The sequence below is a fragment of the Kitasatospora sp. NPDC028961 genome (assembly GCF_055564815.1).
Window position 1 is genome coordinate 129,243 of the sequence record NZ_JBVHVO010000002.1, and the last position, 11,782, is coordinate 141,024.

At 73.9% G+C, this 11,782-nt stretch carries 9 protein-coding genes; 6 read left to right on the plus strand and 3 right to left on the minus strand.

Translation table 11 applies throughout. The features are described 5' to 3' along the window. The first annotated feature begins 45 nt into the window (after window positions 1-45). From ACZ4UX_RS04730 to ACZ4UX_RS04740, 3 genes are all read left to right on the plus strand, one after another. A complete protein-coding gene (locus ACZ4UX_RS04730) occupies window positions 46-897 on the plus strand; it encodes a tetratricopeptide repeat protein (RefSeq protein WP_380390210.1) in 852 nt (283 codons plus the stop codon). 164 nt (window positions 898-1,061) lie between these two features. Then, window positions 1,062-1,970, plus strand: a complete 909-nt coding sequence (locus ACZ4UX_RS04735) for a (2Fe-2S)-binding protein (RefSeq protein WP_465705580.1) — start codon at window positions 1,062-1,064, stop codon at window positions 1,968-1,970. Between the two features lie 201 nt (window positions 1,971-2,171). After that, a complete protein-coding gene (locus ACZ4UX_RS04740) occupies window positions 2,172-3,221 on the plus strand; it encodes a DUF2637 domain-containing protein (RefSeq protein WP_465705582.1) in 1,050 nt (349 codons plus the stop codon). A 190-nt stretch (window positions 3,222-3,411) separates the two neighbouring features. Here the strand turns inward: ACZ4UX_RS04740 and ACZ4UX_RS04745 are convergent, their stop codons facing one another. Together ACZ4UX_RS04745 and ACZ4UX_RS04750 are read right to left on the minus strand one after the other, a co-directional pair. Beyond that, entirely contained in the window at window positions 3,412-5,574 is a 2,163-nt protein-coding gene (locus ACZ4UX_RS04745; protein WP_465705584.1) for an ATP-binding SpoIIE family protein phosphatase, read from the minus strand. Window positions 5,575-6,140: 566 nt separating this feature from the next. Next, window positions 6,141-6,509, minus strand: a complete 369-nt coding sequence (locus ACZ4UX_RS04750) for an ATP-binding protein (RefSeq protein WP_465705586.1) — start codon at window positions 6,507-6,509, stop codon at window positions 6,141-6,143. Between the two features lie 501 nt (window positions 6,510-7,010). On the opposite strand from ACZ4UX_RS04750, the gene ACZ4UX_RS04755 reads away from it, so the two are divergent. Genes ACZ4UX_RS04755 through ACZ4UX_RS04765 form a run of 3 tightly spaced genes read left to right on the plus strand, consistent with a single transcriptional unit; the run spans window position 7,011 to window position 10,512 of the window. After that, window positions 7,011-7,721 carry an urease subunit gamma gene (locus ACZ4UX_RS04755; protein WP_465705588.1) on the plus strand — a complete coding sequence of 237 codons (711 nt, stop codon included), beginning with the start codon at window positions 7,011-7,013 and terminating at the stop codon, window positions 7,719-7,721. Next, complete coding sequence (locus tag ACZ4UX_RS04760; RefSeq protein WP_396486802.1) at window positions 7,718-9,439, plus strand: urease subunit alpha; 1,722 nt, start codon at window positions 7,718-7,720, stop codon at window positions 9,437-9,439. Before ACZ4UX_RS04755 ends, ACZ4UX_RS04760 begins: the two co-directional genes overlap by 4 nt. 32 nt (window positions 9,440-9,471) lie before the next feature. Next, window positions 9,472-10,512 carry an agmatine deiminase family protein gene (locus ACZ4UX_RS04765; protein WP_465705590.1) on the plus strand — a complete coding sequence of 347 codons (1,041 nt, stop codon included), beginning with the start codon at window positions 9,472-9,474 and terminating at the stop codon, window positions 10,510-10,512. A 140-nt stretch (window positions 10,513-10,652) separates the two neighbouring features. Here the strand turns inward: ACZ4UX_RS04765 and ACZ4UX_RS04770 are convergent, their stop codons facing one another. Beyond that, on the minus strand, window positions 10,653-11,639 hold the full coding sequence (locus ACZ4UX_RS04770; RefSeq protein ID WP_465705592.1) for a hypothetical protein: 987 nt from the start codon (window positions 11,637-11,639) through the stop codon (window positions 10,653-10,655). Between the last annotated feature and the right edge of the window lie 143 nt (window positions 11,640-11,782).

Genomic DNA, 11,782 nt, shown 5'->3' on the forward strand with positions numbered 1-11,782 from the left:
GCAGAGGCCGGCGTCCTGCTGGATGGCGCACACAAGGAGGTGGCGTTGTCGGAGCACGGATGGGGCCCGAGTGGCCAGGGCGGGAGCGACGGTCGGGGGCGGCCGGCGCCCCGCGAACCGGGGGACACCGTATGGCGGCTGCGGTCCCGGGCGTGCTGGCAGGAGGCCGCCGAGCTGTTACGCCCGGCCGCCGAACGCGACCCCGAGGCCGCCCTCGGCCGGGCCGAACTCCTCATCGAGCAATGCCTGTTCACCGCGGCCAACTGGACCCAGGCGGAACAGGCGCTGCGCCTCGCCGAGGCGTTGGTGACCAGTACCGAGCAGCGCGCGGGCGCCTCCTGCGCCCGCGGGTTCCTCGCCTACGTCTCCAGCGTGCTCGGCGCACGCGACCGGCTGGACGAAGCACAGGCGGCGCTCGGACGCACCTCGGCGCTGCTGCCGCCGGACGCCCCCGGGCGTCCGCTGCTGGACTTCCGCCGGGGGCTGGTCGCGGAGAACCTGCTGCGCGACCCGACGGCGGCCTGGATCGCCTACCGCCGCGCGCACGAGGGGGCCGACGAGCGCGGGGACGAGCTGCTGCGCTCCTACACCTGGCGACACCTGGCCGCACTGGCCCAGGCCGCCGGGGACCACGACCGGGCCCGGGAGGGGTTCGACGCCTCGCTGCGGCTGCGCGAGCAGCTGGGCTTCACGGTCGGGGTGGCACCCGCGCTGGCGGCGCTGGCCGAGGTCTCCGAACCGGACGAGGCGGTCCGGCTGCGGGCCGAGGCGACCAGGCTGGTCCAGGCGCTGGGGGGCGTACCGGTCTGGCTCGCACGCCAGCTGAGCGCGGTGCGTACGCCGGGCGCTCCCCCGGACGGACGCGTCGAACGGGAACCCCGGGGAACCATCAGCTAAGGTGAGCCTAACCTGGCCGGGGTGAGCAGTACTCCGGCCAGGTTCGCCTTGCCGTTCCCGGGCTCCGCCAGGCCCCGGCCGGCCGGGCCCGGCCGCCGCCGAACCGGCCGGGCACGGGTCGGACGGTCCGGCACGGGTCCGGTCGACCCGATAGGGCCCGCCCCATGACCGCGAGCAGCACCCGACCCGGCCCCGCGCCGTACGCCCCCCGCACCACCCCCGCGCACGCTGTCACCCGCACGCCGACGCCATGCACCACCAGCTACCGCAGACTCGGCCGGCTCTTCCCGGCACTGCGGGTGCACAGCGCCCCTCCCCGCACCGGCGACGGCTGGATCAGCGGCACCGACCTCCTCACCGACCCGGACGCGCTGGCCGAACTGATCGCCCACGACGCCCGGGAGGGGCTCGCCCGGTACGGCCGCCCGCTGCGCCCCGACGTCGCAGCCGGCTTCGGCCTGCACCGCTTCAGCTGGCCGGCGGCGCTGCTGTTCACCCTGCCCTGGTTCCTGGAGCGCCGGGTGCCACTGCTCACCCCCGAGGACGTCTCGATCCGCCGCGCCACCGGCGAACTCACCGCCCGCCCGGGGGCGTTCGTCTGCCTGCCGGACGACCCGGCGGCCGGGCTGCCCGGCGCCCGCACGGTGGCCGACGAGGCGGCACTGGCCGCCGAACTGCGCACCGCGCTGGCCGGCTTCCTGGCCCCGGTGCTGACCGCCTTCCGCCCGGCGGTGCGGCGCAGCCCGCGGATGCTCTGGGCGATGGCGACCGACGCGGTGGTGGAGGGCCTCTGGTACGTCGGCGGGCTGCTCGGCGAGGAGGAACGGGCCCGGGCGGAGCTCTCGGACCTGCTGGCACCGGACCGGGCGGCCGACGGGCCGGCGACAGCCCCGGCGCTCCCGGTGGCCAGGGCGTGCACGCCCGGCGTGTGCGCGCCGTCCTTCACTCCCGGCGCGGGCTTCGCGACCGCAGGTGCTTCGGGCACCGACCGTGCCCGGGCCAGTTGCTGCCTCGTGTACACCGTGCGGCCGGAGGAGATGTGCGGCGGCTGCCCCCGCGTCACGCGAAGTTGACGGCAACGGTCTTCGGACGGCCCCCGGAATCCCCGGAATTCCGGGGAATAGCACCCCTTAATTAATACGACAATGGGACTTCTCCCACGTCAGAAATCCCTCTCCTCAGCGCATTGACGGAGAATCGGCCATTCTCGGGCCGAGCATCCGCCATGATGGTCCCCGCCATCACGACGCAGGAAAGCGAGGCTGGTCCAGGCGATGAAATTGTCCGACATACCGCTCGGTTGGGCCGTCACCGGCGTTGCGGTGCTGCTGGTCACCGCCCTGCTGGTGGCCCTGGTCCGAAATCGGGGATCCGCCGGCCCGGGCGGCTCGGATTCCTGGGAGCGTTCCGAGGAACGCCGCCGTCGCAAGGAATCCCTGTACGGCGCGGCCTCGTACACGCTGCTGTTCTGCTGCGCCGGCGTCGCGGCCGCGCTGTCGTTCCACGGCCTGGTCGGCTTCGGGATGCAGAACCTCAACCTCTCCGGCGGCTGGGAATACCTCGTCCCGTTCGGCCTGGACGGGGCGGCGATGTTCTGCTCGGTGCTCGCCGTCCGCGAGGCCAGCCACGGTGACGCCGCACTCGGCTCGCGCCTGCTGGTCTGGCTGTTCGCCGGTGCCTCCGCCTGGTTCAACTGGGTGCACGCCCCGCGCGGCTTCGGCCACGCCGGTGCCCCGCAGTTCTTCGCGGGGATGTCGCTCTCGGCCGCCGTGCTGTTCGACCGGGCGCTCAAGCAGACCCGCCGGGCCGCGCTGCGCGAGCAGGGCCTCGTCCCGCGCCCGCTGCCGCAGATCCGGATCGTCCGCTGGATGCGCGCCCCGCGCGAGACCTACGCGGCGTGGTCGCTGATGCTGCTGGAGGGCGTGCGCAGCCTGGACGAGGCGGTGGACGAGGTCCGCGACGACAAGCGGGAGAAGATCATGGAGAAGGAGCGCCGCAGGCTGGCCGGGCGCCGCGAACGGGCCGAGATCCGGGCCATCAACCGCTCCAACAGTGCCTGGCGCGGCCGCGGCGCCGCCCGGCAGCTGGAGGCCGGCCAGGAGTCCGCCATAGCCGGCGGGCCCATGGCGGAGCGCCCCGCCGTGGAGCCGCCCGCCGTGGAGCCGCCCGCGCCGGCCGCCGAGGGCCCGGTGGTGCAGACCGGCCTGCCGGCCCGCCCGGAGCGGCGCACCATCGACCTCACGATGGAGGAGGACACCGTCGCGCTGCCCCGGCTCGACTCGCTGGAGCGCAAGCTGAAGGACCTGGAGCAGCAGTTCGGCTGAGGCCGCCCGCCGGCCGGCGCTCCACCGGCCGGCGCTCCACCGGCCGGCGCTCTACCGGCCGGCCCCGGGCCGCTCGGACGCCGCAGGGCCGACGGGCGGGCGCCGGACGGCAGCGCTCGGCGCACGACCCGCGCCCGCCTCAGGGGTGCCGGTCGGCCCGGGGCCGACCAGCGCCCCTGGGCCGAGCCGGTCAGGCCGCCGGCGTCGTCGCGGTGAGCTCGAACCACATCCGCTTGCCCGAGCCGCGCGGCTCCACGCCCCAGCCGTCCGCCAGCGCCTCGACCAGCATCAGCCCGCGCCCGGAGGAGGCCTGCTCCCCCGGTGTCCGGCGGGTCGGCCAGAGGTCGGACTCGTCCTCCACCTCGACCCGCAACCGGGCCCGGCCGCCGTCCGCCGCCGCCTCGCGGTAGAGCCGGGCGGTGAACATGGCGTCCCGGTCGGTGTGCCGGATCGCGTTGGTGACCAGCTCCGAGGCGAGCAGCTCGGCGGTGTCCACCAGCTCGGCCACGCCCCAGCGGCGCAGCGCGTCCCGCAGCTCGGCCCGCACCTCGGAAATTCGTTCGAGGTCGGCCTGCCCGATCCGGCGGCGCAGCTGCTGGGCGGCGAGGCCGCCCTCCGGGCCGTCCCAGCGCAGCAGCAGGAGCGCTATGTCGTCCTCGCGCTCGCTGGAGTCGGCGACCTGGGAGGAGATCCGGTCGGCCAGCTCCTCCAGCGGGTCGGCGTGGCCCTCCCGGCGCTCGGCCAGCGGGCCGGCGACCACCTCGGCCAGCCGGGCGATCCCGTCGTCGAGGTCCATGCCGCGCGCCTCGACCAGGCCGTCGGTGCAGAGCAGCACCGTCTCACCCGGGTCCAGGCTGAACCGGGTGACCCGGTACTCCTCGTCCGGGGCGATGCCCAGCGGCAGCCCGCCGGCCACCTGGACCACGGTGGCGGTGCCGTCGGCCCGGCGGACCAGCGGGTCGAGGTGGCCGGCCCGGACGGCGTAGACCACGCCGTAGTCGACGTTGACCTCGGCGTAGGTGCAGGTGGCGAAGTGGTCGGTGTCCAGGTCGGCGAGGAAGCGGGAGGCGCGGGCCATCACCGCCGCCGGCGGGTGGCCCTCGGCCGCGTACGCGCGCAGCGCGATCCGCAGCTGGCCCATGATCCCGGCGGCGTGCACGTCGTGCCCCTGGACGTCGCCGATCACCAGCCCGACGTGCCCGCCGGGCAGCGGGACGACGTCGTACCAGTCGCCGCCGATCTGCAGGCCGGAGCCGGCCGCCAGGTAGCGGACGGCGGTGGTCACGCCGGGCACCGACGGGACGGTGCGCGGCAGCATCACCCGCTGCAGGCCGGCCGCCAGCTCGTGCTCGGCGTCGTGCAGCCGGGCCCGGGCCAGCGACTGGGCGACCAGGCCGCCGAGGGTGGAGAGCAGGGTGCGCTCGTCGGTGTCCAGCTGGCGGTCGTCGTCGAAGCTGACCAGGCAGACGCCGATCGGCCGGCCGCTGGCGACCAGCGGCAGGAAGGCCCAGGAGCTGCGGCCGGTCCGGCTGGTCGGCGTCCACACCTTCGCGTAGCGCTCCAGGAACTCCTCGCGGCTGGCGATGAAGACCGGCGCCCGGTTGCGCAGCGCCTCGGCCGCCGGGTGGTCGGCGGGCAGCACCGAGCGGTCCCAGAAGGTGAGCTCCTCGGGCCGGTAGCCGGAGGCGCCGAGGATCTGTACCCGGCCGGACTCGAAGGAGGCCAGCACCAGGCCGTCCGGCGGCAGCCCGGGCAGCGGGAGCTCCGTGAAGACCCGGGCGACGTCACGGACGGTGACGGCTTCGGAGAGCGCGCGGGCGGCCTCCTTGATGAACCGCGAGCGCTCCTCCCGCAGCAGGGCCATCCGGTCGGCGCGGTCGCGCTTGCGCAGCTCGACGGTGGCGTCCCAGACGAAGCCCACCATCCGCGAGGCCCGGCCGAAGGCGTCCGCGAGGACCCGGCCGCGGAACCGCACGGCGCGCATCGTCCCGCTCGGCCCGACGGTGCGGTAGTAGGCGCCGCACTGGCCCAGCTCGGCGACCGCGCGCTCGACCCGGCGGCGCACCACCGGCGCGTCCTCGGGGTGCAGCAGGGCCAGGAAGGAGGACGAGGTGCGGTCGAAGCGGTCCCGCTCGGCCGCGTCCAGGCCCATGATCGCGCAGGCCCGCTGGTCGCCCTCCAGGACGTCGCGGCGGATGTCCCAGTCGAAGGAGCCGATGCCGTTGGCGGCCATCGCGGGCTCCAGCCAGTCCGGCGTGGAGTCCCCGGAGGCGACGGGCAGGCCACCCGAGAGCATCGGCGCCAGCCGGCCCCCGGCAAGTCCGGGCGTCGTCCGCAGTGCGTGCCTGCGCACCGCCTGGGCGGGTGGTCTCGCCCGCCCCGACCCGGCCGTGGACTGACCGGGAGGAAGCGCCGGCCCCGGCGACTCGGGCTCAGTGGGCATGCTGCTCCTGCCGCTGCCGTGGCGAGCCGCGCCGGGTGTCCGGCGTGGCCGCGGGGCAGTGTGAGTGGGTGGTGCTCGATCGGACCGTGCGGCCGGGCGGCGACCAGTCGAGGTGAGGTCTCCCCGCTGTTTGCCGCACGTGGACACACATTCCCACCATCCTCGCCAATGTTCGGCCGAGCGGCAATGGCACCGGACCGGGAATCTTCGGCTCGCCCTTCGCCCGGAGGTTCCGTTCGGCGGCGAACGACCTGGTCCTCCCGGCTCGAAGGCCGGGTCGGCCGGGGTCCGGGAACTGCGGCGAACGGGTGGCGCCGGGGCCGCCGGAGCGGCGCGGCGCGATGGGTGCGGAGGCGATGGGTGCGGAGGCGGAGGCGGGCGGGCGTCACGCGGCGGGAGCGCGGGCGGCGACCAGCCCGAACAGCTCAGGCGGGCGTCACGCGGCGGGAGCCCGGGCGGTGACCAGCTCGAACAGCTCAGGCGGTGACCAGCTCGAACCAGGTGACCTTGCCGTCCCCGCGCAGCTGGACCCCCCAGGAGTCGGCCAGCGCCTCGACCAGCAGCAGCCCGCGCCCCGAGGTGGCGTACTCGGTGTCCGCGTCCCGGCGGCGGCCGGGCAGCCGGGTGACGCTGTCCTGGACCTCGATCCGCAACCGCAGGTCGGCGGTGAGCACCGCGTCGAAGACCGCGCCCTGGCCGGTGTGCAGCAACGCGTTGGTGACCAGCTCGGAGGAGAGCAGCTCCGCCGTGTCGGCCAGCTCGGGCACCCCCCAGTGGCCGAGCGCGGAACGCAGCCGCCGGCGGACCGCGCCGACGGCGACCAGGTCGGCCGCGTCGAGCGTCACGTGCAGCCGGCGGTTCAGCGCACACCCCGGGGCCGGAATGCTCGGCAGTGCCTGGCCCGCCGTGCCCGTGGCCGCCGACGCACCCGGCGCACCCCCCTGGGGCCTGGCTCGGAAGGCGTCCCCCGAGCCCGTCCGCTGCCGCGGGAATCGCGACTGACCGTCCATCACCACTTGCCCCCGCCCTCAATCCGGGCACCCGCTGCCGGATCCCCCGCCGGTCGGGTGGCCGCCTCGTTCTGACCACCATCCTCATGCCCAGCTTTCGCCGTTTGGAACAGTGTGCGTCCGATCACCTGGGGTGAAAGGGGCACGGCGCGGCACTCGTGATCCAACTGCCCGCGCCGGACAGGTTTGCGATGCGTACGAGTCGTTTTCGGGCAACGCTGGACAGAGCGGCCGGGTCCGGGTTCAATGACCCGAGATGTTTGAACGCCGTTCTAACTTCATCCCCGGCACCCCCAGCACCCATCGGCACCCCCCGGCGACCGCGAGCGAGGAACCGTGCGACTGACCCCCACCGAGCGGGACCGGCTGCTGATCTTCACAGCAGCCGAGCTGGCCCGCACCCGGCGCGCCCGAGGCGTACGCCTCAACGTCCCCGAAGCGCACGCCCTGATCGCCGACACCGTCTGCGAGGCCGCGCGCGACGGCCGGCGGCTCGCCGAGGCCATCGAGGCCGGGCGCAGCGTGCTCACCGCCGACGACGTGCTCCCCGGCGTCCCGGACGTGGTCACCGTGGTCCAGGTCGAGGCGGTGTTCGACGACGGCACCCGGCTGGCCGTGGTGAACGACCCGTTCAAGGGCGCCGGCTCGCTCGGCGACGACGCGCCCGGCGGCGCGCTGCTCGGCCCGGGCACGGGCTACGACCCCGTCGAGGAGACGGTGGTGCTGCCCGTCCACAACACCTCCGGGGTGCCGATCTCGGTCACCTCGCACTTCCACTTCTTCGAGGCCAACCCGCGCCTGGCCTTCGACCGCGCCGCCGCCTACGGGACCCACCTCGCGGTACCGGCCGGCTCCTCGGTCCGCTTCGACCCGGGCGCCACCGTCGAGGTCGGCCTGGTGCCGATCGGCGGCGAGCGGGTCGCGATCGGCTTCGCCGGGCTGGTGGACGGCCCGCTGGACGCGCCCGGCGCCAAGGAGGCCGCCCTGGCCAAGGCCCGCGCGACCGGCTACCTGACCAACTTCGACGACGCCGAGGTGGAATCGTGACCGCCATCACCCCGCACGACTACATCGCGGTGCACGGTCCGCGCGCCGGGGACCGGATCCGGCTCGGCGACTCCGGTCTGATCGTCCGGGTCGAGTCCGACTCGCAGGCGCCCGGCGAGGAGTTCCTGGCCGGCTTCGGCAAGACCGCCCGGGACGGCCTGCACCTCAAGGCCGCCGCCGTCCGCGACACCTGCGACGTGGTGATCAGCAACGTGCTGGTGATCGACGCCATCCAGGGCATCCGGAAGACCTCGATCGGTCTGATCGACGGCCGGATCGCCGCCATCGGCCGCGCCGGCAACCCGGACACCCTGGCCGGCGTGGAGGTCGTCGTCGGCACCGGGACGACCATCGTCTCCGGCGAGGGCATGATCGCCACCGCCGGCGCCATCGACACCCACGTCCACCTGCTCTCGCCGCGGATCATGGAGGCCTCGCTCGCCTCCGGCGTCACCACGATCATCGGCCAGGAGTTCGGCCCGGTCTGGGGCGTGGGCGTGAACTCGCCCTGGGCGCTGCGGCACGCCTTCAACGCCTTCGACGCCTGGCCGGTCAACATCGGCTTCCTCGGCCGCGGCTCCTCCTCCGACCCGGCCCCGCTGGTCGAGGCCCTCGCCGAGGGCGGCGCCTCCGGCTTCAAGGTGCACGAGGACATGGGCGCCCACACCCGCGCCCTGGACACCGCCCTGCGGGTCGCCGAGGAGTACGACGTCCAGGTCGCCCTGCACACCGACGGCCTCAACGAGTGCCTCTCCGTGGAGGACACCCTCAAGGTCCTGGAAGGCCGCACCATCCACGCCTTCCACATCGAGGGCTGCGGCGGCGGGCACGTCCCCAACGTCCTCAAGATGGCGGGCGTCGAGAACGTCATCGGCTCCTCCACCAACCCCACCCTGCCGTTCGGCCGCGACGCCCTCGGCGAGCACTTCGGCATGATCGTCTCCGCCCACGACCTCAAGGTCGACCTCCCCGGCGACGCCGCGATGGCCCGCGACCGCATCCGGGCCGGCACCATGGGCGCCGAGGACGTCCTGCACGACCTCGGCGTCATCGGCATCACCTCCTCCGACGCCCAGGGCATGGGCCGCGCCGGCGAGACCGTGCGCCGCACCTTCGCCATGGCCGGCAAGATGAAGGCCGAGCTCGGCGCCCTCGACGGCACCGGCTCCTACGGGACGACCGAGGGCGGCGACGACAACGAGCGCGTCCTGCGCTACATCGCCAAGCTCACCATCAACCCGGCGATCGCCCACGGCCTGGCCCACGAGGTCGGCTCGATCGAGGTCGGCAAGCTCGCCGACATCGTCCTGTGGCGCCCCGACCACTTCGGCGCCAAGCCGCAGCTCGTCCTGAAGGCCGGCTTCCCCGCCTACGGCGTCGTGGGCGACCCCAACGCCTCCACCGACCGCTGCGAACCCCTCGTACTGGGCCCCCAGTTCGGCGCCCACGGCGCCACCGCCGCCGACCTCTCGGTCGCCTTCGTCGCCCAGGCCGCCGCCGACGGCGCCTACCTGGACCGGGCCGCCGACGGCATGCCCACCCGGCGCCGCCGGGTCGGCGTCCGCAACACCCGCGGCATCGGCCCGCGCGACATGGTCCGCAACGCCCGGATCGGCGACGTGCAGGTCACCGAGACCGGCCTGGTCTCGCTGGACGGCGACCCGCTGCGCTCCGAGCCCGCCGACAGCGTCTCGCTCAGCCGCCTGTACTTCCTCTGACCCACCCTCACCTCCCCTCCAAGGACGCGAAGATGACCCCCACCCCCGCCTCGCTCGGCTACCGGATGCCCGCCGAGTGGCACCCGCACGAGCGGACCTGGATGGCGTTCCCCACCACCAACCCGACCTTCGACAGCCCGGAGCACCTGCACGCCGGGCGCGAGGCCTGGGCCGCGGTGGCCAACACCATCGTCCGGTACGAGCCGGTGACGCTGGTGGTCAACACCGGCGAGACCGAGGAGGCGCGCAAGTACGTCGCCCCCGAGGTCGAGATCGTCGAGCGCCCGCTGGACGACGCCTGGATGCGCGACATCGGCCCGTCCTTCCTGATCGACGGCAAGGGCTCGCTGGCCGCGGCCGACTGGATCTTCAACGGCTGGGGCGCGCAGTCCTGGGCCCGCTGGGACAACGACCAGCACATCGCCGAGCACATCAGCGAACTGACGGGTGTTCAGCGTTTTGCCTCCCGCCTGATCAACGAGGGCGGCGGCATCCACGTCGACGGCGAGGGCACCGTGCTCGTCACCGACACCGTGCAGCTCGGCGAGGGCCGCAACTCCGACTGGACCCGCGAGGAGGTCGAGGCCGAGCTGCACGCCCACCTCGGCACCACCAAGGCGATCTGGCTGCCGCGCGGACTCACCCGCGACTACGACGAGTTCGGCACCCGCGGCCACATCGACATCGTCGCCTCCTTCGTCCGCCCCGGCGTCGTGGTCGCCCACGTCCAGCCGGACCCGGCCCACCCCGACCACGAGGTGTGCCAGGAGCTGGTGGCGATCCTGCGCGCGTCCACCGACGCCCGGGGCCGCGCCCTGGAGGTCATCGAACTCCCCGCCCCCACCGTCCTGACGGACGAGGACGGCGAGCCGGTCGACTACTCCTACATCAACCACTACGTGGCCAACGGCGCCGTGGTGCTCTGCGCCTTCGACGACCCCCGCGACCAGGAGGCCGCCGCCATCCTCGGCCAGGCCTACCCCGGCCGCACCGTCGAACTGGTCGACGCCCGCGAGATCTTCGCCAACGGCGGCGGCATCCACTGCATCACCCAGCAGCAGCCGAAGGTGTGACGTCCCGATAGATCAGGCCCGAATGCCGGGGCTGCTGTCCAGTGCCGGCACTGGACAGCAGCTCCTTCGTAGATCATCTCCCCTGCGGCACTCGTCGCGCGGGGCCGGCATCACCTGATGTCGTCCGAGCGCCTCGGCCTCTACTGCATGACTTCCAGATGCGGATGGTCGAAGGAGAGCGGGCAGTAGTAGAGCTGCATCTCGTAGCTCCGGCCGATCTGGATGCCGATGTCCTCGTCCGTCTCCCGGTCCTCGACAGGATCCCAGCCGCTGCCGTCCAGAGCACCGGAACTGATCGTCAACAGCGGCATCATGACGGATTCGCAGGCGGCGCACCGCATCACCCAGGGGTCTCTGAAGCTCCACGGCCCCCAGCCGCCGACCTTCCACCCGGGGGCGACCGACAGCTCGTACCGGTAGTAGGCCCGGAACTCCTCGGCGTAGAGATACCTCGGGTCGGTGCCGGTGAACTCCCGCTCGCACCAGTCCTCGATCCGGTCCGCGAGGTCGGCCTCCAGCTCCAGCGGAGCCGGGTACTCCGTCACCACCTCGGGGTGCAGGACGCACGGCTCGGGCACATACTGGCCGTGGTTCGACACGTCTGCGGGCTCCGGCTGCTCGGCCAGCACCGTGCCGACCCCTGAAGAAGAACGCCACACCGGACGAGCGGCCGGCATCCACTCCGGTTCGTGTTCCAAGGGACACCACAGCACCTGCAGCAGGTCCGCCCCGTCGGGACAGGGCAGGCCGGGGACGTCGCGCGCGTAGAGCTGGGCCACCGGCAGCAGGACGTTCGGACTCGTACTCCACGGATGGCCCTCCCGCGTCGCCTTGAGTTCCAGCCGCTCCTGCACGGTCGGGCTCCCTCCCGCCCAACCCATCTGGAGGATTCTGCGGTGGGTCCGGACGTCGGCCAGCGACACCGGCAGGTCGTCCTCCGGATGCGGGCCGGCGCAGACCGGCCACGGCTCGTCCGCCGGCCACAGCAGCGGCCCCCCGACCGAACTGTCGCGGACGGTAGGTTCGCCCAGGCGCGGATGCAGGCGCACCGCCTGCCGCGCCAACGGCACCAACTCCGGGAAGACCGCGGCTACGTTCACCTGGCGCGGCGGGGTGACACGGACCATCGGAATCCCTTCGGAAGGGCTGGAGTGACTGACCAGCGGACCTTATCCGTCACCGCTGTCAATGCGGCTCCGGGATCCCCACGCCGCCGCAGTCAGGCAGACGCAGTCGCTCGCGTCAGCAACGCCGACGTGGGCGGTGCGAG